Annotated in this window: 17 protein-coding genes, 1 tRNA gene and 1 pseudogene; 7 read left to right on the plus strand and 12 right to left on the minus strand. The window is 71.8% G+C overall.

All coding sequences use genetic code 11. The features are described from left to right. The first annotated feature begins 7 nt into the window (after nucleotides 1-7). Nucleotides 8-1,501, plus strand: coding sequence for an MFS transporter (locus O1G22_RS18835; RefSeq protein WP_270082405.1), 1,494 nt, complete (start codon nucleotides 8-10; stop codon nucleotides 1,499-1,501). On the opposite strand, the pseudogene O1G22_RS18840 reads toward O1G22_RS18835, so the two are convergent. Then, nucleotides 1,496-1,624 (minus strand): annotated as a pseudogene (locus O1G22_RS18840) (helix-turn-helix transcriptional regulator); the annotation flags it as partial. The gene O1G22_RS18835 and the pseudogene O1G22_RS18840 sit on opposite strands and share 6 nt — an antisense overlap. On the opposite strand from O1G22_RS18840, the gene O1G22_RS18845 reads away from it, so the two are divergent. The 3 genes from O1G22_RS18845 (at nucleotide 1,606) to serS (ending at nucleotide 5,033) form a co-directional block, all read left to right on the plus strand. Beyond that, complete coding sequence (locus O1G22_RS18845; protein ID WP_270082406.1) at nucleotides 1,606-2,373, plus strand: hypothetical protein; 768 nt, start codon at nucleotides 1,606-1,608, stop codon at nucleotides 2,371-2,373. The pseudogene O1G22_RS18840 and the gene O1G22_RS18845 overlap by 19 nt on opposite strands. After that, nucleotides 2,370-3,659: an MFS transporter gene (locus O1G22_RS18850; RefSeq protein ID WP_270082407.1), complete on the plus strand. Its 1,290-nt coding sequence runs from the start codon at nucleotides 2,370-2,372 to the stop codon at nucleotides 3,657-3,659. Before O1G22_RS18845 ends, O1G22_RS18850 begins: the two co-directional genes overlap by 4 nt. Nucleotides 3,660-3,743: 84 nt before the next feature. Beyond that, nucleotides 3,744-5,033, plus strand: a complete 1,290-nt coding sequence (gene serS / locus O1G22_RS18855) for a serine--tRNA ligase (protein ID WP_270082408.1) — start codon at nucleotides 3,744-3,746, stop codon at nucleotides 5,031-5,033. A 52-nt stretch (nucleotides 5,034-5,085) separates the two neighbouring features. Here serS and O1G22_RS18860 read toward each other — a convergent pair whose 3' ends face one another. The 7 genes from O1G22_RS18860 to O1G22_RS18890 all read right to left on the minus strand — a co-directional run bounded on the left by O1G22_RS18860 (nucleotide 5,086) and on the right by O1G22_RS18890 (nucleotide 11,626). Then, entirely contained in the window at nucleotides 5,086-5,352 is a 267-nt protein-coding gene (locus tag O1G22_RS18860) for a hypothetical protein (protein WP_270082409.1), read from the minus strand. A gap of 155 nt (nucleotides 5,353-5,507) precedes the next feature. Further along, nucleotides 5,508-6,191 (minus strand): LuxR C-terminal-related transcriptional regulator, encoded by a 684-nt coding sequence (locus O1G22_RS18865; protein ID WP_270082410.1) that lies wholly within the window; start codon nucleotides 6,189-6,191, stop codon nucleotides 5,508-5,510. Further along, nucleotides 6,182-7,702 carry a sensor histidine kinase gene (locus O1G22_RS18870; RefSeq protein ID WP_270082411.1) on the minus strand — a complete coding sequence of 507 codons (1,521 nt, stop codon included), beginning with the start codon at nucleotides 7,700-7,702 and terminating at the stop codon, nucleotides 6,182-6,184. The genes O1G22_RS18865 and O1G22_RS18870 overlap by 10 nt, the downstream gene beginning before the upstream one ends. A 280-nt stretch (nucleotides 7,703-7,982) precedes the next feature. After that, on the minus strand, nucleotides 7,983-8,726 hold the full coding sequence (locus O1G22_RS18875) for a hypothetical protein (RefSeq protein WP_333492308.1): 744 nt from the start codon (nucleotides 8,724-8,726) through the stop codon (nucleotides 7,983-7,985). Between the two features lie 70 nt (nucleotides 8,727-8,796). Beyond that, nucleotides 8,797-10,269: a lipase maturation factor family protein gene (locus O1G22_RS18880; protein WP_270086458.1), complete on the minus strand. Its 1,473-nt coding sequence runs from the start codon at nucleotides 10,267-10,269 to the stop codon at nucleotides 8,797-8,799. 129 nt (nucleotides 10,270-10,398) lie between these two features. Continuing rightward, the gene (locus tag O1G22_RS18885; protein WP_270082412.1) at nucleotides 10,399-10,785 is read right to left on the minus strand and encodes a hypothetical protein; all 387 of its coding nucleotides are present in this window, start codon (nucleotides 10,783-10,785) and stop codon (nucleotides 10,399-10,401) included. A gap of 412 nt (nucleotides 10,786-11,197) precedes the next feature. Then, entirely contained in the window at nucleotides 11,198-11,626 is a 429-nt protein-coding gene (locus O1G22_RS18890) for an Hsp20/alpha crystallin family protein (RefSeq protein ID WP_270082413.1), read from the minus strand. A 194-nt stretch (nucleotides 11,627-11,820) separates the two neighbouring features. Between O1G22_RS18890 and O1G22_RS18895 the strand changes: the two genes are divergently transcribed. The 3 genes from O1G22_RS18895 to grpE are packed head-to-tail and all read left to right on the plus strand — an operon-like array spanning nucleotide 11,821 to nucleotide 14,627. Then, the gene (locus tag O1G22_RS18895) at nucleotides 11,821-12,171 is read left to right on the plus strand and encodes a J domain-containing protein (RefSeq protein ID WP_270082414.1); all 351 of its coding nucleotides are present in this window, start codon (nucleotides 11,821-11,823) and stop codon (nucleotides 12,169-12,171) included. A gap of 45 nt (nucleotides 12,172-12,216) precedes the next feature. Next, nucleotides 12,217-14,067 carry a molecular chaperone DnaK gene (gene dnaK, locus O1G22_RS18900; protein ID WP_270082415.1) on the plus strand — a complete coding sequence of 617 codons (1,851 nt, stop codon included), beginning with the start codon at nucleotides 12,217-12,219 and terminating at the stop codon, nucleotides 14,065-14,067. Nucleotides 14,068-14,069: 2 nt separating this feature from the next. Further along, entirely contained in the window at nucleotides 14,070-14,627 is a 558-nt protein-coding gene (gene grpE / locus O1G22_RS18905) for a nucleotide exchange factor GrpE (RefSeq protein ID WP_270082416.1), read from the plus strand. A gap of 461 nt (nucleotides 14,628-15,088) precedes the next feature. On the opposite strand, the gene O1G22_RS18915 is transcribed toward grpE, so the two are convergent. From O1G22_RS18915 to tmk, 4 genes are all read right to left on the minus strand, one after another. Further along, a tRNA-Thr gene (locus O1G22_RS18915) sits at nucleotides 15,089-15,162 on the minus strand. A 131-nt stretch (nucleotides 15,163-15,293) separates the two neighbouring features. Continuing rightward, the gene (locus O1G22_RS18920; RefSeq protein WP_270082417.1) at nucleotides 15,294-16,907 is read right to left on the minus strand and encodes an alpha/beta hydrolase; all 1,614 of its coding nucleotides are present in this window, start codon (nucleotides 16,905-16,907) and stop codon (nucleotides 15,294-15,296) included. Between the two features lie 100 nt (nucleotides 16,908-17,007). Then, nucleotides 17,008-18,213: a DNA polymerase III subunit delta' gene (locus O1G22_RS18925; protein ID WP_270082418.1), complete on the minus strand. Its 1,206-nt coding sequence runs from the start codon at nucleotides 18,211-18,213 to the stop codon at nucleotides 17,008-17,010. A 217-nt stretch (nucleotides 18,214-18,430) separates the two neighbouring features. Further along, the gene (tmk, locus tag O1G22_RS18930) at nucleotides 18,431-21,841 is read right to left on the minus strand and encodes a dTMP kinase (protein WP_270082419.1); all 3,411 of its coding nucleotides are present in this window, start codon (nucleotides 21,839-21,841) and stop codon (nucleotides 18,431-18,433) included. Nucleotides 21,842-21,973: the final 132 nt, after the last annotated feature.

Raw genomic sequence — 21,973 nt, forward strand, 5'->3', positions numbered from 1 at the left:
TGTAAACATGGAAGAACGCAGCAGTCAGCACTCCCCCGCGGACGACCCCGGGGCTCCCGACCCGCGCCGGTGGCGGGCCCTGGCGGTCTGTCTGATCGCCGGGTTCATGACCCTGCTCGACGTCAGCATCGTCAACGTCGCCCTGCCCTCCATGCAGCGAGGCCTCGGCGCCTCCCCGGCGGACGTGTCCTGGGTGATCTCCGGATACACCCTCACCTTCGGTCTCGCGCTGGTGCCGGCGGGAAAGCTCGGGGACGTCCTGGGGCGCAAGCCCATGTTCCTGGGCGGACTGGCCTTCTTCACCGCGGTGAGCGCACTGTGCGCCCTCTCGCCGAACCCCACCTGGCTGGTCGTCGCGCGCCTGCTGCAGGGCGTGGCCGGCGGACTGCTCAACCCGCAGGTCATCGGCATGATCCAGCAGCTCTTCCGGGGCCCGGAGCGGGGCCGCGCCTTCGGCCTGTACGGCGCCTCGATCGCGATCTCCACGGCCGTCGGCCCGCTCGCCGGCGGCCTGCTGATCCAGGCGGCCGGGGTGCACAGCGGCTGGCGCTGGGTGTTCCTGGTCAATCTGCCCATCGGCCTGCTGGCCCTGGTCCTGGGCGTGGTCTGCCTGCCGAGGACGGCACCGCGGCGCACCGGCCGGGGGCTGGACCTGGTGGGCGTCGTGCTGCTGGGCGGAGCCGTCGCCGCGGTCCTGCTGCCGATGATCGAGCAGGAGCAGCGGGCCGCGTCGGTGCGCTGGTGGCTGTTCGGCCTCGCGGCGGGGCTGCTCGTCGGCTTCGTCGCGTGGGAGACGGCGTGGCGACGCACGGGCCGCGATCCGCTGGTCGACCTCTCGCTGCTGCGCGCCCGCTCCTTCAGCGCCGGCGGCACCGTCGGCACGGTGTACTTCGCCGGCTACACCGGCCTCCTGCTCGTCCTGACGCTCTACCTCCAGCAGGGCCACGGCTACTCGGCCCTGCAGGCCGGCGCGACCGGGCTGCCCTTCGCCCTCGGCTCCGCGCTCACCTCCACCCTGGGCGGGCGGGCCGTGTTCCGCTTCGGCCGGCCCATGGTGATCGCCGGGATCACCGCCGTAGCGCTCGGGCTCGGCGGCACCGCCGCCGTCGTCGGCCACCACCCGCACGGCGACATCTGGCTCTACGTCCTCGGCCCCCTGCTCCTCGCCGGCCTGGGCAGCGGCCTGGTCATCGGCCCCAACCAGACGCTCGCCCTCGCCGACGTGCCCCCCGCCCGCAGCGGTACGGCCGCCGCCGTGCTGCAGACCGGCCAGCGCATCGGCACCTCCCTGGGCACCGCCGTCGCCGCGACCCTCTTCTACAACCGGCTGGCCACGACCCGCGGCGACTTCCCCCACGCCACCAGCCACAGCCTCTACGCCGCCGCCGCCCTCACCTGCGCCGCCCTGCTGATCGCCACCGCAGACCTCCTCGTCCCCCAGCGGCAGAAGGCTCCCGCTGTGCAACGACAGCCTCTGATGAGTTTCCGAGGCAGGTCATGAGTGCAGGGGGAGCCAGCCGCGCCGGACAGCGTGCACCCCGGCTTCGAAGCGGCTGCGCGCGTTGAGCTGCTGCATGAGATCGGCGGTGAGGCGCCGCGCCGTTCGTGGTGAGACCCCGAGACGACACACACCGTGTCGTCGCCGAACAGCTCGTCGCCGACCTGGACGTCCGGCTCCACGGGATCGCCCGGCTGCGGTCGGGCTTTCCTGCGGCGGTGGCGTACGGCGGTGAGCGGGAGTCACGACGGGCCTGGCTGCACCGGGAGAGGGCCGCATGGCGCGCGGTCCAGGAACAACTCGCGGATGTCTGCCTGGAGTTCGCGATCCGTACCGGCGGCCTCGACGAGGCGTTCGGCGACACCGAGTGGCCCGCGCCGCCCACGGCCGGTACACCGGGCGGTACCTGCCCCTACTGCGCCTGTCCCGTGGAGCGGCGCACGCACCGGCTGCCCGCGCTGAGCCGCGACCGGGACCGGCTGGTGTGCTGGGGCTGTGACGTCCTGTACGAGGGCCCGTCGGGTCATGACCCCCTTGTGGTGGACGGGCCGTTCGACGTACGTGCGGGTGGAACGGCCTCGTACCGGATCGCCCCCGACTCCGCTCCGCGTCTTGACGCCGTGCGGTTCGGGATCGTCCGTGTGCCCTGGGGGCTCGACGTGGCGGCCTCTCCCTCGCCGCCCCCGCACCGCACCGGGGGCGAGGGGCCCGGCCGGGACTGGGACCTGCGGGTCGGCGACGGCCCGCCGGGCCTGTACGCGCTGGTGATGACGGCCGTGGCGGCCGGAGAGGTGTTCCTGGCCAAGCGGCCGATCGACGTCCGTCCGTCCCATGAGCCGGACGGGCTCCCACGAGTTGAGGAGGGTGGTTCATGAGCATCGACGCCGGCGCCGGATCCCGGATCTCCGGCCTGGCCCGCAGCGTTCCGCAGGGACCGGCGAGACAACTGGCGGTCGTCTCCGCCCTGGACGCGCTCGGGTCCGGCGCGTTTCTCACCGCGAGCGTGAGCATCTACGTCGAGCGGCTCGCGGTGCCCGCAGGGCAGGTCGGCATCGGGCTGTCCCTGGCCGGTACGGCGGCGCTGTTCTCCGGGGTGTGGCTGGGCCATCTCTCGGACCGCGTCGGACCCCGGCGGCTGCTGCTCGTGCTCAACACGGTGCTGGCCATCGCCTTCGGTCTCCTGCCGCTGGTCCGGGGGTTCTGGGGCTTCCTCCTGGCGATCGGTGTGATCACCATGGCCCAGTCGGGGGTCAACCCGTCCCGCTCCGCGCTGAGCTACCACGTCCTCGACGCCGGCTCCCGGGTGCGGCTGCAGGCAGTGCAACGCGCTCTGTTCAATCTCGGCTTCGCGGCGGGCACCGCGCTCGCGGGCATCGTCCTGGAATGGGGCGGAGAGGCCGGATTCATCGCGCTGACGGCGTGCAACGTGCTCTCCTACGTGGGCGGTTGGGCGCTCGTCCGGCGGCTCCCCGACCCTCGGCCCGACGCCTCGGTCTCCGGATCGAAACACGGAGCCGTGCAGGCGGCCCTCGCCGACCTGCCTTTCCTGCGGTTCGTCGGCCTCAGCGCGGTGCTCATGTTGAGCGAGAGCATCTTCTACGTCGGTTTTCCCCTGTGGATCGTCAGCGTGGCCGACGCGCCACCCGGACTGGCCGCCGGCGTGTTCCTGATCAATACGGCGATGGTCGTGCTGCTCCAGGTACGCGTCGGCCGCGGTTCCGACGAGCCCGCGGCCGCCGCACGGTTCATGCGCCGCGCGGTCGTCGCGCTCGGGGCGGCCGGACTGACGATGGCGGCCGGTGCCGGCCTTCGCGGTACCGCGGCGGCCGTGCCGATCGTCGTCGCCGCGGTCCTGGTTACGCTGGCGGAGATGTGGAACTCAGCCGCCGGCTGGAAGGTACTGTTCACCTATCCGCCCGCCGAGCGGCAGGGCACATACCAGGGGGTCTACGGGCTGGGGGTGTCGGCACAGATGATCGTCGGACCCGTGGTCGTCGGCTCCCTGCTGATTCCCTTCGGCGGTGCGGGATGGCTGTGCGTCGGCCTTGTCGTCCTGGCCCTGCTGCCGATGACCTCGATGCTGGTCGCCAAGGTGAGTGGCGGGCAGGCCCCCTCGACAGCGGAAACCGAGAGGCCTGCCGCCACCGAGGCCGCATCATGAACTGGTGACAGCCGTCCGGGACTCCGTCCCGGTGCGGACTTCGAAATCCCCCATGCGAGAAAGCGTTCAGGAGGCTCAAGCAATATGCTCGACATCGGTCTGATCAGGAAGGACCCGGAGGCCGTACGGGAAGCGCTCCTGAAACGCATGGACAAGGTGGACCTGGAGCCGGTGCTGGAGGCCGACCAACACCGGCGCCGGCTCGTGGCGGCCGCGGCGGACGCACGCGCCGAGCGCAAGCGGCAGTCCAAGGAGATCGGTTCGCTGCGCGCACGAGGCCAGGAGACGGCGGCGCTGGAGCGAGCGGCCTCCAAGCTGGGCGACCGCATCGCGGCCATCGAGACCGAGCTGACGGAGACCGAGAGCCGTCTGCATGACCTGATGGCGGAGCTTCCGAATCTGCCGGCCGAGCAGACGCCGGCCGGTGGCAAGGAGGCCAACCAGGTCGTACGCACCTGGGGCGAGCAGCCCGACCTCGGCCCGGGGGCACTGGACCACGTCGAGCTGAGCACCCGGTTGGGACTGGTCGACTACGCGCGCGGCGCCAAGCTGGGCGGCAGCGGCCACTGGCTGTACACCGGACTGGGCGCGGCCCTGGAATGGGCCCTCATCGACTTCTTCTGCCGTGAACACTTCGCCGCGGGCTACGAGTTCATGCTTCCCCCGCACCTGCTGACGGAGGAAGCGGGCTACGCGGCGGGCCAGTTCCCGAAGTTCTACGACGACGTCTTCCACCTTCGGACGGAGGACGGGGAACGCGGCTCGTTCCTGCTGCCCACCTCCGAGACGGCCATCGTGAACGTGTACCGGGACGAGATCATCCCGAACGACCGGCTGCCCATCAAGGCGTTCGCCTACACGCCCTGTTACCGACGGGAATCCGGCAGCCACGGAACACAGGAACGCGGAACGATCCGCGGCCACCAGTTCAACAAGGTCGAGATGTTCCAGTTCGTCACTCCCGAGGGCGGACCCGCCGCGCTCGACGAGCTGGTGCAGCGCACGGAGGACCTGGTGCGCAAGCTCGGTCTCCACTACCAGACGTCGCTGCTCGCGGCGCGGGACGCCAGCGCCAGCATGAAGATGACGTACGACGTCGAAGTCTGGATCCCGAGCATCGGCACGTACAAGGAGGTCTCCTCCGCGTCCTGGGCGGGCGACTACCAGGCTCGCCGTGCCAACATCCGCTACCGCCCCGAGGGCGGGAAGAACACGGAGTTCGTCCACACCCTCAACGCCTCCGGTCTGGCCACCAGCCGCCTCCTCCCGGCCATCCTGGAACAGAACCAGCAGCCCGACGGCTCCGTTGTCGTACCCGAGCCTCTCCGGCCCTGGGTGGGCACCGACATCATCCGTCCGCGAGCAGACGCCTAGGAAAGTCCGGCCGCCGTCTCCCCCCTCTCCGGAGGGGGCTGGTGGGGGTTTGTCACGGCGGCCACTCGGGCCACCCCGGGCAGGGCTCTCGGGCGGGGTCGAGGGGGAAGCCGACGTCCGCCAGGAACGCCCGCAACGCGCCCTCGGTCATCCAGGGGGCGCGCGGCAGGTCCTCGGCCTTGTGTGCGGGGTACCAGACGCTGGCCATCAGCTCGCGGAGGGTGAGCTGCTCGGGGCCCGGGGCGGTCGAAGCCGCCCACGCCGGGCGTGCGACGCCCATCGGCACGGCGGCCCCGACCGCCGGCACGGCTCCCAGCATGCGGCGGCGCGTCATTCCTTCTCGGTTCCTGAACGGCGTGGTTGTCACGGACTCTCCCTGGAGTTGTGGGCAGCACTGGGTTTTTGGGCAGCACCGGACTACGCCCGGCGCTCGGGCCGTCGGCCCGGCCCGGCAACGTTTCGGTGGTGATCAGCTCAGTGGCTCGGGGGAATGCGGCCGTCCCCCGGCGCGGACATGAGGTAGGCGAGCACGGCCAGCACCCGGCGGTTGTCGTCGTCGGAGGGGGCGAGCTCCAGCTTGGTGAAGATGCCGGTGCTGTGCTTGGACACGGCCTTCTCGCTGATGAACAGCCGGTTCGCGATGGCGCTGTTGGAGCGTCCCTCGGCCATGAGCTCAAGCACCTGGCGTTCCCGCTCGGTGAGCCTGGAGAGCGGCCCGGGTTCGCCACGGCTGCGGCGGCCGAGCAGCTTGGTGACCACTTCGGGGTCCATGACCGTGCCGCCCGCGGCGACCGTACGGATCACGTCGACGAACTGGTCGTCGCTGAACACCCGGTCCTTGAGCAGATAACCGACCCCTCCGGCCTGGTCGGCGAGCAGCTCCTGGGCGTAGATCTGCTCGACGTACTGCGAGAGCAGCAGGATCGGCAGCCCGGGTATCCGTTCCCGGGCGGACAGCGCCGCGCGGAGCCCGTCGTCGGTGTGGGTGGGCGGCAGCCTGATGTCCACGATCGCGAGGTCCGGCCGGAACTCCAGCAGCGCGCCGAGCAGGCCCGGCGCGCTGTCGGTGGCCGCCACGATCTCGAACCCACGCGCCTTGAGGAGCCTGACCAGCCCCTCCCGGAGCAGGAAGAGATCCTCCGCGACGACTACGCGCACGGCACCTCCATGACCACGATCGTCGGCCCCCCGGGCGGGCTGCTGACCGCCAGGATGCCGTCGAAGGCCGCCAGCCGTCGCTCCACCCCGGCCAGCCCGGTGCCCCGGGCGGGATCCGCGCCGCCCACCCCGTCGTCGACCACCTCGATGCGCAAGCGCCCGTCCGTGCGGGCCATGCGGATCTGGAGTCCGTGCGCCGAGGCGTGCCGTACGGCGTTGGTGACCACCTCGGCGACGGCGAAGTAGCAGGCCGACTCCAGCGGGGCGGCGAGCCGCTCGGGCAGGTCGATCTCGGTATCGCACGGCAGGGGCAGGTCCAGTGCGAGCGCCCGGACCGCCTCCCCCAGACCCCGGTCGGCCAGCATCGGCGGGTGCATCCCCCTGATCAGGCCGCGCAGTTCCTCCAGTGCCGCCGCCGAGGCGACGCGGGCCTCCACGACGAGTGCGGCGGCCTCGTGCGGATCGCTGTGGATCATCTCCTCCGCGACCCGGAGGTTCATCCCAATGGTGACCAGCCGTCCCTGTGCGCCGTCGTGCAGGTCCCGCTCGATCCTGCGCAGCTCCGCGGCCGCGGAACTGACCGCATCGGCCCGCGTCTCGGTCAGCTCCCGCACCCGCCGGGCCAGCGCCGGGTCCGGCTCCCGTCCCAACAGCCGCCGGGCGTCCGGCACCACGGTCAGCGGCAGCAGCCACAGCCCGAGGGCCAGGAGCACCGCCCCCTGGATCCCGCCGAGGACCGACGCATGGTGAGCCGTCTCAACGGGGAGCAACGGCGCCGGCCCGCGCGGGGAGCCGAACTTCTGCACCACCACCAGGGATTGCCCGAACCCGCTCTGGGCGACGTCGTACACCCCGACCCCCACCAGCCCCAGGGCCGCCAGGTCCGCCGCCGCCCTCGGCCACCGCACCAGCCCGGCCACGACGGCCGCCAGCAGCGCCAGCCCCACCAGGTAACCCACCACTGCCAGCCCGATCCCGGTGCCCGGCGACGCGGACTGCCACAGATCGAGGCCGAGCAGGTCACCGGTCATCACCACGACAGCGGGCAGCAGCAGGGCCCAGCGCGCGGACCTCGGCGCGTCGGCTCCGGCCAGACGCGCCGGCCTGCCGTTCGCCGGCCGGAGCAGAGCCGAACCGGCGAGGGCGGCGAGCACCGGGACGGTCATACATCCCACCAGGACGTTCAGCGGTGCCCTGCCGTAGGAAGCGAAGGAATGCGTGAGCCAGTACGTCCATTCCAGCAGTTCGCCGGTCACCGCCGCGACCACGGGCAGTACCCACCGCCTGGGCACGCGCGCCGAGGCGAGCAGCGTGGTGGCCAGCAGGCCGGCCATCAGCAGTGCCGCCGGGAGCAGCCCGCCGGGTTCCAGATCCGGCACGGTGACGACGTAGCCGCCCGATCCGGCGCTGTTGTGCAGGGCGAAGAGCAGGGTCGGCACACTGCCGTAAGCGGCCGTACCCACCAGCCCCGCCACGACCGGCCAGCCGATCCGCCCAACCGGTCGCACCATGCGCCCCGACCGGTCCCGCGCCTGCTCCGCCCTGAAGGCCAGCACAGCGCAGACCGCGGTCAACGTCACTAGCACGCCCGCCGGCCAAGGCGCCGCCCCGTGCACCGGAAACGGCCACATATCCGCCCCCCCCGTCTCGTCATCCAGGCCACGCGCTGCGGCCTGGAGATCATGCTGCTGCGAGGGGACCTGCAGGCGCCATGGGCCGAAACCTACTTCCGGGGTAGGTGTTCACCTACCCCGGAAGGAAAGCCTCGGACGGAAGTTTCTGGCCAAGCGGTCAGTGATGGACCACCGTCTTGGCGACGACAATGATCAGGCCGAACAAGAGGTTCGCCAGCCCGGAGATCACGGCCTGCCGACGCGACGCGCCGGCTCGCGCGGCGGCGACGGTCGCCCAGGCGACCTGCTCGGCCAGGGCGACACCCAGGGCGAACCACGCCGTCCCGGCGAGACCCAGCCCCAGCAGAGGGCTGATCACCACGGCGATGGCCGGGGGTACGGCAGCCTGGACCATCGGCCACTCACGGCGGGCCGTGCGGCGTATCTCGTCCCAGGTCAAGCGCTGCCCGTGGATCCGCTCGCCGGCCAGGCGGGCATAGACGTGCGCGGCCCAGAACACGATGCCGGTCACGAGGAGAAGGACCACAAGGGCGGCGCGGGGAAACAAGCCGACCGCTCCGGCCCCCGCCACCACGGACGCGGCCAGGAGCGCGCCGTAGATCGCCCCCGAATAGTCGGTCCGCGGTTCACCGTGCGAGGTGGTGTGGCCGCTCCCGGGTGTCCCGCTTGCCACATCTCCAGGATCGCCGGATCCGCCACGCGGCGCAGAACGACCGTCCTCTGCTGTGGCCGTCCACAACAGCCGGCCGGCGGCCGCGACGACGGCACCCGCGGCGATGAACACACACGACACCACACGATCGCCCCGGCCACGAGACAGCGCGAAAGCCGCGGCCATCCGCATGCCGTACTTGTTGGTCCCGCTCCAGCAGAAGGAGGAGGCGAAGGAGACCGCGCGCACGCAAGCCGGGCAAGTTCGCGCGCGCCACATCCCTGGCATTCAGTTTTGTAGGCTCCTCCCTCCGTGGAATTCAGTGCGGCATCCGTGAGGTGGCCGGTGAGCGGGGCTCGGTGGTCTCCGCGCTTGTCACGGGTGGCAGGTAGTCCTGCACCAGGGTGCGGTGCCACCAGGTGCCGGTCCGGCGGAGCTCCGGCCAGGTGGTGAAGCGGTAGGCGTAGAGGCGGGCGCGCAGGAAGGTGGGGCGGGCCGATGGGAAGGGATTGCGGCGCAGGAGCCGCAGGGTGGCGGCGTCGTTGTCCAGAAGGCGGACGAGGAGGGCCACGAACCATTCGGCGGCGTACGCGGGCGAGAGCGCGGCGAACCACATCAGCCAGTCGAGCCGCAGGTGATACGGCGCCACCTGCGGCGGCAGCCGCCGTCTGTCGCCCGGCTTGCCCTTGAACTCGTACTCCTTCCACTGCGTCTCATCGGTGAGGTCCGCCTCGTCGGTACCCTCGATCACCACCTCGTAGCGGACGCGGCTGACGCTGCCGAACGCCCCGTAGGTGTTGACCAGGTGCAGCGGGTTGAAGGAGACGTTCATCCGCTGTCGGCGGGAGAACAGGTTGCGGACCGGCCAGTAGCTGAGGACGGCGACCAGGGCGGTCACGGCGAGCACCAGGCCCGCGTACCAGGCGGGCGTCGCGCCGAAGGCCGGTGGCTGTTTGGGCAGGGGCAAAAGGTGTGCGGCGCGCACGTCGTCGATCGCGGACACGGCGAGCAGGATCGCCAGCCAGTTCAGCCAGGCGAAGTTGCCGGACGCCACCAGCCACAGCTGGGTGACGACGATGAAGGCCGCCGCCCAGCCGGCCACGGGCTGTGGGGCGAACAACGCGAGCGGGGCGCCCAGCTGCGCGAGGTGGTTGGCCGCGACCTCTGCCCGGTGCACCGGTCGGGGCAGGTGGTGGAAGAACCAGCTGAGAGGACCCGGCATCGGCTGGGTCTCGTGGTGGTAGTACAGGCAGGTCAGGTCACGCCAGCAGCGGTCGCCGCGCAGCTTGATCAGTCCCGCGCCGAACTCCAGCCGGAACAGCAGCCAGATCAGCAGCCCGAGCACGAGCACCGGCGGGGCGACCTCGTCGTTGCCGAGGAAGATCGCGAGGAAGCCGGCCTCCAGCAGGAGCATCTCCCACATGAAGGCGTACCAGGTCTGCCCCACGTTGACGATGGACAGATACAGCGCCCACAGGGTGAACCACATCGGCATCGCGGCCCACAGCGGCACCAGGTCCGCCGCACCCGCCGCGACAGCGGCGGACAGGGCCGCGCCGGTCCAGGCGACGACGGCGAAGAAGGGGTCCGAGTAGTGCCACTGGAAGATGCTCGGTGCCCGGCGGAAGGGCACGGACGCCACGAACCGCGGAACCGGCAGCAGTCCCCGCTCGCCGATCAGCGCCTTGAACTGCAGGGCGGAGCTGACGAAAGCGACACCGTAGAGCACGGCGAGGCCCCGCTGGAAAACCAGGCGGCTCAACCAGTAGTCGGCGTTGGTGAACCACTCCATGACGGTCGGCTCCTCCATACGGCGTCGATCATCGGCGGGCCGCGGAGCCGCAGCGACCGAATGTGCCCGCCGCAGCCCGCCCCGCTGCTGCATGCGAGGAGGTCCACAGCCTTTGCACAGCCGTGTGGATCACGGTCGCTGCTCCGGCGGACGAGCCGCTCGTTCGTCGGGCTCCGGTTGGAGGTGACCGGTCGCCTGCAGGAAGGGTGCGGTGTGGCGCTCGGGACGGTGGGCTCCCTTGGCCGGGACGCGGCTGCGAGGAGCTTCCGTGTCGCCCGACAAGGGGATGGGGCGCCGCGCCACGAGGCGGCCGACCCAGCGCCGGCCGCAGCGTTCGCAGGGCGGGGCGCCGGCCGGGGTGTAGGGGGACGGGACGGCCGTGTTGTCCCGGTAGAAGTACTCCCACTCGGCGTCGAGGGCGTCCCGGTAACGTTGGACGTCGTAGTCGACGCTCCAGCGGTGCCAGCACATGCCGCAGGTGAACTCAACACGCTCGACGGCAAGTTCGGTTATCACTGCCCAGCACCTCCTGTCCGGTCGGCGGAGACGGCTCGTGGCGCGGCGAGGGCTGCGGCGAGCGTGGCGTGGACATGAGGGTGCTCACTCCCTCGACATCGGTGTAGGCCGGCTCGGACAGGTCCGCGATCAGGTCGAGGGAGTGCCTGTGCCGCCCGGTCACGTCTGCCACGAAGTCATGCAGCTGGTGGCGGTCGTGCTGTCGAGTTCCCCCTTGATCTCCATCACGGCCCAGCCGTCCTCCCGGTGCGACGCCAGGAACAGAGCCATGGTCCTCTCCGTCTCCCGCCGCTCGATGCCCGCGTCGGGCCGCCGCACGGGCGGCGCTGCAGCACGTGCGGCGGCCTCACCGCGTGTCCTGGATACCTGTACGGTTCGTCCCTCCTTTCTGCCGCTCATCTCTTCGCGGCGGTCAGCTCGTGATCTGCCTGGCCTCTCCGTCTCCCCGGCTGATCTCGATGCGGCGCGGCCTGACCTCCTCCATCACCGGGATGTGCAGGGTGAGCACGCCCGCGTCGTACTTCGCGCTGATCTTCTCCAGATCGAGCGACTCGCCCAGGAAGAGCTGACGGCTGAAGACGCCGTGCGGCCGCTCCGCCACGAGCAGGTCGGCTTGCTTGGTGTCCGGTCCGAGTCGCTCCGCCTGCACGGTCAGGACGTTGCGCTCGACGTTGAGATCGATGGTGTCCGGGTCGACGCCGGGCAGGTCGAAGTGGACGATGAAGGCGTCCCCGCTCTGGTAGGCATCCATCGGCATGGCGGCCGGCCGGGCGAGGGTGCCGAACACCTGCTGGGTGAGCCGGTCGAGGTCCCGGAAGGGGTCCGTGCGGATGAGCACCATCGTTCAGCTCCTTTCGCCTGGTGGGAACCGGTTCGTCGGCACTTCGCCGGTCCGGGCTCCGGGAGCCCGGAGTGCCTTCGACACCCCTATACCTCGTCCAGCTGGACTTGACAAGAGGACACTCAAGTTTTATTCAGGCTTATAGGCAGGTTGGTCCGAAGTCGCAGCTCACAGCGGTCGAGGAGGTGGCCTGGATGGAGATGCCGGACCTGTACGCGCAGCTGGGGGTGGAGCCCTCGGCCACGGTCGAGGTGATCACCTCCGCCTTCCGGCGTCAGGTGCGGGAGCTGCGCCCCGACACCCGGGTGGACGCCCTCACGGCGGAACGGTTCGGGCAGCTGCGCTCGGCGTACGAGACGCTGCGCGATCCCCTTCGGCGCGCGGCCTATGACCAGATGTACGAGCGGACGCACCGCAGCCCGGTCGAGCCTCCCCAGGCTCCGGCACCGCCCCGGCCGCCCCGCAGGTTCGTCGTCGTACTCGGCACCACAGCCCCCGAACCGCCCTTGCGCGCGGGACCGGTCCGATGGAAGCCCCACAGGTGAACGAGGCCCTGGCAGGCAGGGCATGGACGAGGAGGGAGATTCCAGATGGCGCGTCCGGTCGGTATCGACCTCGGTACGACGAACTCGGTGGTCTCGGTCCTGGAGGGCGGCGAGCCCACCGTCATCACCAACACGGAGGGAGCACGGACCACGCCGTCGGTCGTGGCGTTCGCCAAGAACGGCGAAGTTCTGGTGGGCGAGGTCGCCAAGCGGCAGGCGGTGACCAACGTGGAGCGCACCGCCCGCTCGGTCAAGCGGCACATGGGGGACCATGCGTGGCGCTTCCCGGATCACGGTGACATCGATGGCAAGCGGTACACCGCGCAGGAGATCTCGGCCCGGGTGCTGCAGAAACTGAAGCGGGACGCCGAGGCGTATCTCGCGGAGGACGTCACCGACGCCGTCGTCACCGTACCGGCCTACTTCGACGACTCGCAGCGGCAGGCGACGAAGGAAGCCGGTGAGATCGCGGGCCTGAACGTCCTGCGGATCATCAACGAGCCGACGGCGGCGGCACTGGCGTACGGTCTGGACAAGGAGAACGACCAGACGGTCCTCGTCTTCGACCTGGGCGGCGGCACCTTCGACGTGTCCCTGCTGGAGATGGGCGAGGGCGTCATCGAGGTGAAAGCCACCAACGGCGACACGCACCTGGGAGGTGACGACTGGGACCAGCGGATCGTGGACCACCTGGTCAAGCAGTTCAAGAACGGCTACGGCGTCGACCTGTCCAAGGACAAGATGGCCGTTCAGCGACTGCGCGAGGCGGCGGAGAAGGCCAAGATCGAGCTGTCCAGCTCGTCGGAGACCACGATCAACCTGCCCTACATCACGGCCTCCGCGCAGGGTCCGCTGCACCTGGACGAGAAGCTCACGCGCGCCCAGTTCCAGCAGCTGACGTCCGACTTGCTGGAGCGGTGCAAGGGGCCGTTCCACAACGCGGTCAAGGATGCCGGGATCAAGGTGTCCGACATCAACCACGTGATCCTGGTGGGTGGTTCGACGCGGATGCCGGCGGTCACCGATCTGGTGCGGGAGCTGACCGGCAAGGACCCGCACAAGGGCGTCAACCCCGACGAGGTGGTGGCGGTCGGCGCCTCGCTCCAGGCCGGTGTGCTCAAGGGCGAGGTCAAGGACGTCCTGCTGCTCGACGTCACTCCGCTGTCCCTCGGTATCGAGACCAAGGGCGGCATCATGACCAAGCTGATCGAGCGCAACACCACGATCCCGACCCGCCGTTCGGAGATCTTCACCACCGCCGAGGACAACCAGCCGTCGGTGACCGTGCAGGTCTACCAGGGCGAGCGTGAGATCGCCGCGTACAACAAGAAGCTCGGCATGTTCGAGCTGACCGGTCTGCCGCCGGCCCCGCGTGGCGTGCCGCAGATCGAGGTCGCCTTCGACATCGATGCCAACGGCATCATGCACGTCTCGGCGAAGGACCTGGGCACCGGCAAGGAACAGAAGATGACCGTCACCGGCGGTTCCGCCCTGCCGAAGGACGACATCGACCGCATGGTCCGCGAGGCGGAGCAGCACGCGGAGGAGGACCGCAGGCGCCGGGAGGCGGCGGAGACCCGCAACCAGGGCGAGCAGCTGGTCTACTCGACGGAGAAGTTGATCAAGGACAACCCCGACAAGATCCCGGCGGACGCGAAGAGCGAGACCGAGGCGGCGCTGGCCGAGCTGAAGGAGAAGCTCAAGGGCGAGGACACCGCGGCGATCCGCCAGGCCATGGAGCGTGCGGCCGAGGCGGCTCAGAAGATCGGCACGGCACTGTACGAGCAGTCGCGCGCCGAGCAGCCCACGGGCGCACAGGCTCCGGGCGCCTCGGGATCGGACGACGAGGTGGTGGACGCCGAGATCGTCGACGACGAGAAGGGGGAGGCGGGCTGACGATGGACAACGGCCGGCTGCAGAACACCGACCCCGACCGGCTGCGGCGTCTGCTGGAGGAACGCACGGAGGACCTGCAGCGGGTGAAGGCCGAGTACGACAACTACCGCAAGCGGGTGCGCCGGGACCGTATGGCCGTAGGTCAGATCGCCGTGGCGAACGTCCTGCGCGCCCTGCTGCCTGTCCTGGACGCCGTCGACCGCGCCTGCGCGCACGAGCCCATGCCCCCGGGGCTGAAGGAGATCACAGGCACGCTCCGGACCCAGCTGGGACGCCTGGGCCTGGAGGCGTTCGGCCAGGAAGGCGACCTCTTCGACCCCGCCCGGCACGAGGCTGTGGTCCATCACGTCTCCCCAGACACCGACCGGCTGATCTGCACGGAGGTCCTGCGACCCGGCTACCGGCTCGGTGACCAACTGCTGCGTCCGGCCCACGTCGAGGTCACCGGGCCGCCCCCTCCCGCGAGGAACCTGGCCGCGGGACGCGGCGAAGCACCCCACGACGACGCGGAACAAGACGACGAAAAACCCACTCCCCAGTCCGGCCCGCCGCGTGGATGAAGCGGGCGCCGTCGTCCCGGCGTGCCCGCCCCCGACCCCCGATCTGATCCGGCGGCCATTGCCCGAAGACGGACCTGCTCAGCAGCCCCGCGGCACTGGGGTGAAAGGAGGAGCCATGGGAGCAGGGCGGGCCTTTCAAGCCGCGTCGCCGCGTGCTGCTCGACACAGAGGGCCGGATCGTGCTGTGGAACCCACACAGGTCGAGCAGTTGTTCGGCTGCACCGCCGAGGAAGCTCTCGTCCAGTTCGCGGGCCGCCTGCTGGTCCACGAGCAGCACCTGGACCTGGTGATCAGCCTGTTCACCAAGGTCATGGACCATGCGGTGCGCTTGCAGTCGTGTCCACCGCTCGTCCACCGGACGAGGTCCGAGCCCCACACACCGGCGGCGAGCCAGGGCCGAGTAAGGTTACGACAAGGCAAAAGCCCCAGGTCAGCAGCGCGCGACCTGGGGCCTTTTTCGGAGCCGCCTTCGGGATTCGAACCCGAGACCTACGCATTACGAGTGCGTTGCTCTGGCCATCTGAGCTAAGGCGGCGCGCCGTTCGCATTATGGTGCGATCGGCAACGTCGGTAAGTCTACACAGTTTTCCGGGGTGCTCTGACCACGCCCCGGAGAGGCGGGCTCCGGGGCCGGGTGCAGGGGCTGTGAGCAGGGCTTTCCCGGGGCTAGGAGCAGCGTTTGCCGATGCTTGGTGGGGTGCCGTTCAGCAGGTAGGTGTTGATCGCGGTGTCGATGCAGGTGCTGCCGCGCCCGTAGGCGGTGTGGCCGTCGCCGACGTAGGTCAGCAGGCGCGCCGAGGACAGCTGGTGGGACAGGGACTGGGCCCAGCGGTAGGGGGTCGCCGGGTCGCGGGTGGTGCCGACCACGACGATCGGGGCGGCGCCCTTCGCCTCGATGCGATGCGCCGAACCGGTGGCCCTCACCGGCCAGTATGTGCAGCTCAGCGCGGCCCAGGCCAGGTAGTCGCCGAAGACCGGGGACGCCTTCTCGAACGCGGGCAGGGCCCGCTCCACCTCTTCGGGGCCGGTGAAGGCGGGCGGCAGGTCCAGGCAGTTCACGGCGGCGTTGGCCATCATCAGGTTGCTGTAACGGCCGCTCGCGTCACGCTCGTAGTAGCTGTCGGAGAGCGCGAGCAGGCCCGCGCCGTCGTGCTCCTTCATCGCCGAGGTCAGCGCCTCGCGCAGCTGCTCCCACTCCGCCTGGTCGTACATCGCCGCGATCACCCCGGTCGTGGCCAGCGCCTCGCCGAGCTTGCGGCCGTCCGCGTCGCCCGTCGCGATCGGGTGCGCGTCCACCTCGCGGAAGAACGCCTTGAGGTGGTCGCCGACTTGCGCGGGCGTCGTGCCTCGGCCGCCGAGCGGGCAGTCGGAGCGCCGTACGCAGTCCTTCGCGAACGCCTGGAACGCCGTCTCGAAGCCGGAAGTCTGGTCCAGGTTCAGGGTGCGGGCGTCGATGGAGGGGTCCATCGCGCCGTCCAGGACCATCCGGCCGACCCGGTCGGGGAACAGGCCCGCGTACGTCGCGCCGAGGAACGTGCCGTACGACGCCCCCACATAGTTCAGTTTCTGATCACCCAGCACCGCCCGCAGGATGTCCATGTCCCGCGCCGCCTCGACGGTGGAGACGTTCCGCAGCAGCCGCGCCGAGTGGGCCCCGCAGCTCTCGTCGAACGTCTTGTCCGCCGCGACCAGCGCGTTCCGCTCCTGCTGGTCGTCGGGCGTCATGTCCGTCTGCGTGTACGTGTCCATCTGCCGGCCGTCGAGGCACTCCACGGGCTCACTGCGGGCGACGCCCCGCGGGTCCACCGCGACCATGTCGTAGCGGGCGCGGACATCCGCCGGATAGCCGACACCCGCGTAACTCTGCAGGTAGTCGACCGCCGAGCCGCCCGGACCGCCCGGGTTGACCAGCAGCGAACCGATCGGCCTGCCCGTACCGGTGGCCTTCTTGCGGGCGACGGCGAGCCGGACGTCGCCCGCGCCGGGCTTGCCGTAGTCCAGCGGGGCCGTCATCGTCGCGCACTGGAAACCGGGGGTGCCGCAGCTGCGCCAGCGCAACCGCTGGGTGTAGTACGACGACAATGCCGACGGCGTCGACCGCGGCAACGCGGCCAGGGCCGCCTCCGCCGTGTCACCGGCCGAGGTGGTCGAGCTCCCGGGAGAGCAGGCGGACACGAGCAGGGCGGCGGCCGTGAGAAGGCCGGCGGTGAGGCGGGCCGTTGCCCGGGGGCGGGCGCCCCGGGTCCGGCGGGGGGATGGCAGGGATGGCCTGGTGTGCATCAGGCGAGCGTAACGTTGTGCGATGAATTGAGTACGGTGCGTGGGCGATGATGTGCTCGTACGAGGGACACCGGTGGGGGTGTGGCGCCTTTGAGACTCCTCACCCCGCCCGCAGTGCCATCGTCATCGCCTCCACCGCCAGCAGCGGGGCCACATTGCGGTCCAGGGCCTCGCGGCAGGCGGCGATGGCCTCGATGCGGCGGAGGGTGGACTCGGGGCTGCTGCCGCGGGCGAGGCGGTCCAGGGCGTCCTCGGCGTCCGCGTTGGCGATCGCCACGCGGGAGCCGAGCTGGAGGGCGAGGACGTCGCGGTAGAAGGCGGTGAGGTCGCCGAGGGCGATGTCGAGGCTGTCGCGCTGCGTACGGGTTCTGCGGCGCTTCTGCATGTCCTCCAGGTCTTTCATCACACCCGCCGTACCGCGCGGCAGCCGGCCCCCCTGGGCCGCGCCCAGCGCCGCCTTCAGCTCCTCGGTCTCCTTGCCGTCCATCTCCTCGGCGAGCTGCTTGGCGTCCTCGGCCGCCGCGTCGACCAGCTCCTGGGCCGCCTTGAGACAGGCGCCCACCTCGTCGAGGCGCAGCGGCAGCTTCAGCACGGCGGCGCGGCGCTCACGGGCCGCCGGGTCCGTGGCCAGGCGGCGGGCGCGGTCGACGTGGCCCTGGGTGGCCCGGGCGGCGGCGGCCGCGACCGGGGGCTCGATGCCGTCGCGCCGTACGAGCATGTCGGCGACCGCGTCGACGGACGGCGTACGCAGGTTCAGGTGGCGGCAGCGGGAGCGGATCGTCGGCAGGACGTCCTCGATGGAGGGGGCGCACAGCAGCCAGACCGTGCGCGGGGCGGGCTCCTCGACGGCCTTGAGGACGGCGTTGGCGGACTTCTCGTTCAGCCGCTCGGCGTCCTCGACCAGGATGATCTGCCAGCGGCCGTTCGCCGGCGAGGTGAACGACTTGCGGACCGTGTCCCGCATGTCCTTGACCAGGATCTCGGCCCCGACCGCGGCCACCGTGGTGACGTCCGCGTGCGTGCCGAGCAGCGCGGTGTGGCAGCCGTCGCAGAAGCCGCAGCCGGGGGAGCCGCCGAGGGCGCGGTCGGGGCTCACGCACTGCAGGGCCGCGGCGAAGGCCCTCGCCGCCTGGTTCCGGCCCGCGCCGGGCGGGCCCGTGAACAGCCAGGCGTGGGTCATCTTCGACGTCTCGGGCAGCGGCTGGTCCGCCGCGGCGGCGGTGACGAGGGCGTCGGCGTCCCGCGCGGCGGCGTCGAGCACCGCGCTCACCTTCTCCTGCCCGACGAGGTCGTCCCATACGGTCATGGGTCACGCCGCCCTTTCGTCACACTCCGCGTTCCTGCCCTCCATTGTGGGGGCGGGCACTGACAACGCGGTCCGAGAGCCGTCACCGACGGCCGGAAGGGCAGGGAAAAGCAGCGAAAGGCGAGGGCGGCGCCGGTCGTCCTCCGACCCGCACCGCCCTGTGCTCCGCCGCCCAGCACGGGCCCGCGCACTCGCCGTACCCCGCAGGCACCTGCCGTCAGCCGCGCCGCCCCCGGCCCCTGCGGCCCTGCTCCTCGTCCTGGTCGCCGTAGTCCCGCTCGTCGTACGACCCCAGCAGTTCGTCCGCCAGCGACGGCAGGTCGTCCAGCGGGGTCTCCTCGGCCCAGTCGGGGCGCGGCCGGCGCCGCGGGGTGCCGTCGGCGTCGAGCTGGGGCATCTCGCGGGTGCGGTACTCGGAGCCGTCGGGGCGCGCGGCCGGGCGCTCGTCCCGGAAGAAGCCGGACGGCACCCGGTCCGCCGGGGCGTCCCCCGGCACGGGCGGCACGCCGCCCCGGACCGGCGGCACGTCACCCCGGACGGGCGGCAGTACGGCCGTCTCGTCGGCCGCGCCCGGAGGCACCGGCGGCAGTACGGCCGTCTCCTCGGGGGAGATCTGCGGCAGGACCGCCGTCTCGTCCGCCGCGCCCGGAACCACCGGAGGCTGCGGCAGCTCGGCCGTCACCTCGGCGTCGGGGCCGGCCCCGGGCTCGCGCGCGGGACGGGCGTCCCGCGCGGACGTCTCCGCCCGCCCATCGGTTTCCCGAGCCGCCTCGTCGGCCGCGGCGCCGTCCTCCCGTACGGGACGCAGGACGGTCGTCTGCTCGGCGTCCCGCTCGTCCTGCCCGAGCGACACGACCGGCGTCGGGACGGTCTCCTCGGTGCCGCGCGGCTCCGGCGACACGACCGGGGTGGGGACCGTCGACGCCTCGGGCAGGACACCCGGCGCAGCCGGCAGGGGGGTGCTGGACCGGCGGGCCGCCGTGTCGGCCGCCGCCGCGGCCTCGGCCGCCTGCCGGCGGGCCTCCTCGGCACGCAGCAGCGCCTCCTCCGCCTTGCGCTGCTTCTCCAGGCGTCGCGCCTCCTCCTCGGCACGCAGCCGGGCCTGCCGGGCCTCCTCCTCGGCGCGCAGCCGGGCCTCCTCCTCGGCCTGCCTGCGGCGCCGCTCCTCCTCGGCCCTGCGGCGGGCCTCCTCCTCGGCGCGGGCCTTCTCCTCGGCGAGCAGCCGCTGCCGCTCCTCCTCGGCGCGCCGGGCGGCTTCCTCGGCCCGCTGCCGGGCCTCCTCCGCCTGCCGTTCGGCCTCGCGGCGCTGCGCCTCCTCCAGCTCGCGGCGCTTGCGCTCCTCCTCCTCGGCACGGAGCTTGGCGAGCTGCTCCTGGCGCTCGCGCTCCAGGCGCTCCTCCTCGGCCTTGCGGGCGGCCTCTTCCTCGGCCTTGCGGCGGGCCTCCTCCTCGGCCTTCTTCCGCGCCTCCTCCTGGGCCTTGATCTCGGCCTCGGACAGCGGCAGCACGGTGTCGAGCCGGTGCCGGATCACCGTGGTGACGGCCTCGGGCTCCTGGCCGGCGTCCACCACCAGGTAGCGGCCGGGGTCGGCGGCGGCCAGCGTGAGGAAACCGGACCGCACGCGCGCGTGGAACTCCGCCGGCTCCGACTCCAGCCGGTCCGGGGCCTCCGTGAACCGCTCCCGGGCGGTCTCCGGGGAGACGTCGAGCAGGACGGTGAGGTGCGGGACGAGTCCATTGGTCGCCCAGCGGTTGATGCGGGCGATCTCGGTCGGGGACAGGTCGCGGCCGGCGCCCTGGTAGGCGACGGACGAGTCGATGTAGCGGTCGGAGATGACGACCGCGCCGCGCTCCAGGGCGGGCCGTACGACGGTGTCGACATGCTCGGCCCGGTCGGCGGCGTACAGCAGCGCCTCCGCGCGGTGCGACAGGCCTGCCGAGGACACGTCCAGCAGGATCGAGCGCAGCCGCTTGCCGACGGGCGTGGCGCCGGGCTCGCGGGTGAGCACGACCTCGTGGCCCTTGGCCCGGATCCACTCGGCGAGGGCCTCGGCCTGGGTGGACTTGCCGGCGCCGTCGCCGCCCTCCAGGGCGATGAAGAAGCCGGTCCCGGCCGGGGCCTCGACCGGGTCGTCGCCGCCGAGCAGCGCGTCCTTGAGGTCCTGGCGCAGCGGGATGCCGGAGCGGTCGTCGACCTTGGCGAGCACCAGCGCGGCCACCGGCAGCAGCAGCGCGCCGACCAGCATCAGCGTGAAGGAGGCGCCGCCGTGCGCGAAGACGAACCGGCCGTTCTCCAGGCGGTGCCGACCGATGAGCCCGGCGACCACGGGCGCGATCAGGACGCCGAGCGCTATGCAGACGCGGACCACCGCGTGCAGATGCTCGGTGACGCGCGCGCGGCGGAAGTCCTCGGTCTCCTGGTCGAGCAGGGCGTGCCCGGTGTTCGCGGCCACGCCCGCGGTGACGCCGGCGATCGTGACGATCAGCAGCACCGTGGTGACGTCCGGGACCAGGCCCGCGGCCAGCAGGGCGATGCCGGTGAAGGCGATCGCGAGGGCGAGGAGCCTGCGGCGCGAGAGCGAGGGCAGCAGCGCCGGGGCCGTACGGATGCCGACGGCGACGCCGCCGGTCAGGCCGAGGACCAGCAGGCCGTACAGGACCGGGCCGCCGCCCAGGTCGGCGGCGTGCAGCACGCACACCGAGACGGCGGCGGCGATCGCGCCCGCGACGGCGGCGCAGGCCGGGACGAGCAGCGGGATCGCGCCCGTACGGCCCTTGTCCATGCCGGTGCCGGTGCGCGGGCGGCGCAGGCCCTCCAGCGGGGACCGCGCGCGGGGGGTGCGCACGGCGGGCAGTTCGAGAGAGGTCAGCACGGACAGGGAGGCGGCGAACAGGCCCGCCGCGACATACGACCCGAGGGCCGCGTGGTGCTGGTCGAACCAGGCCACGCCGGTGCCCAGCAGGTTGTTGAGCAGCCCGGCGACGACCAGCGCTGCGGCGGCCAGCGGGACGGCCAGGAAGCTGGTGCGCAGCGAGAGGCGGCGCAGGGCGTCCATGTGGTCCGGCAGCGGCCGTACGGTGGCGCCCTCCGGGGGCGGGCCGGGCAGCAGGGCGGGGGCCGCGCTCTCCCGGCACACCGTCCACAGGCGCTCGGCGACGCCGGTGACGAAGGCGGTGACGAGCAGGACCGCCAGGGCGTTGTCCGGCATCCAGTCGATCCACAGGGGCGCGACGATCAGCAGCAGGGCGCGCAGGGCGTCGGCGCCGACCATGGTCCAGCGCCGGTCGAGCGGGCCTTCCTGGGCGGTGAGCGAGGTCAGCGGGCCGAGCAGGACGGCGCCGAAGAGCAACGTGGCGAGCACGCGCGCGGCGAAGACCGTCGCCACTGCGAACGCCACGCCCCGGTACCCGCCGCCGAAGGAGCCCTGGGCGATCGCCGCCTGCAGGACGAGGACGACCAGGACGAGGAGGGCGAGGGCGTCGCCGGCACCGCCCACCAGGTGCGCGCTCCACAGGCGCCGCAGCTCCGGGCGGCGCAGCAGGGAGCGGACGGCGCGCTCGCGGGAGTCCGCGACCAGCGCGTCGTCCGGGGCTGTGGTGGGGGCCGTTGGCTGCTCGGCTCGCGTCATGCGTTCAGCCTATCGGCAGCCACCGACAGCACACGTCGCTCTCCTGGCATGCGCACGCCCCGACACCAAAGTGATGCCGGGGCGTGTGCGTTGCGAAGCCGAACAGGAGCGCGAAGAACTCGGTCCTCCGCG

The organism is Streptomyces camelliae, from assembly GCF_027625935.1.
Lineage (GTDB): Bacteria > Actinomycetota > Actinomycetes > Streptomycetales > Streptomycetaceae > Streptomyces > Streptomyces camelliae.

What these genes read in the sequence shown, in the direction of transcription:
- O1G22_RS18835 (WP_270082405.1), top strand. Translation starts at nt 8, where the DNA reads ATGGAAGAACGCAGCAGTCAGCACTCCCCCGCGGACGACCCCGGGGCT.
- O1G22_RS18850 (WP_270082407.1), top strand. Translation starts at nt 2,370, where the DNA reads ATGAGCATCGACGCCGGCGCCGGATCCCGGATCTCCGGCCTGGCCCGC.
- serS (WP_270082408.1), top strand. Translation starts at nt 3,744, where the DNA reads ATGCTCGACATCGGTCTGATCAGGAAGGACCCGGAGGCCGTACGGGAA.
- O1G22_RS18860 (WP_270082409.1), bottom strand. Translation starts at nt 5,352, where the DNA reads ATGCTGGGAGCCGTGCCGGCGGTCGGGGCCGCCGTGCCGATGGGCGTC.
- O1G22_RS18870 (WP_270082411.1), bottom strand. Translation starts at nt 7,702, where the DNA reads ATGGTGCGACCGGTTGGGCGGATCGGCTGGCCGGTCGTGGCGGGGCTG.
- O1G22_RS18880 (WP_270086458.1), bottom strand. Translation starts at nt 10,269, where the DNA reads ATGGAGTGGTTCACCAACGCCGACTACTGGTTGAGCCGCCTGGTTTTC.
- O1G22_RS18890 (WP_270082413.1), bottom strand. Translation starts at nt 11,626, where the DNA reads ATGGTGCTCATCCGCACGGACCCCTTCCGGGACCTCGACCGGCTCACC.
- O1G22_RS18895 (WP_270082414.1), top strand. Translation starts at nt 11,821, where the DNA reads ATGGAGATGCCGGACCTGTACGCGCAGCTGGGGGTGGAGCCCTCGGCC.
- dnaK (WP_270082415.1), top strand. Translation starts at nt 12,217, where the DNA reads ATGGCGCGTCCGGTCGGTATCGACCTCGGTACGACGAACTCGGTGGTC.
- grpE (WP_270082416.1), top strand. Translation starts at nt 14,070, where the DNA reads ATGGACAACGGCCGGCTGCAGAACACCGACCCCGACCGGCTGCGGCGT.
- O1G22_RS18920 (WP_270082417.1), bottom strand. Translation starts at nt 16,907, where the DNA reads ATGCACACCAGGCCATCCCTGCCATCCCCCCGCCGGACCCGGGGCGCC.
- O1G22_RS18925 (WP_270082418.1), bottom strand. Translation starts at nt 18,213, where the DNA reads ATGACCGTATGGGACGACCTCGTCGGGCAGGAGAAGGTGAGCGCGGTG.
- tmk (WP_270082419.1), bottom strand. Translation starts at nt 21,841, where the DNA reads ATGACGCGAGCCGAGCAGCCAACGGCCCCCACCACAGCCCCGGACGAC.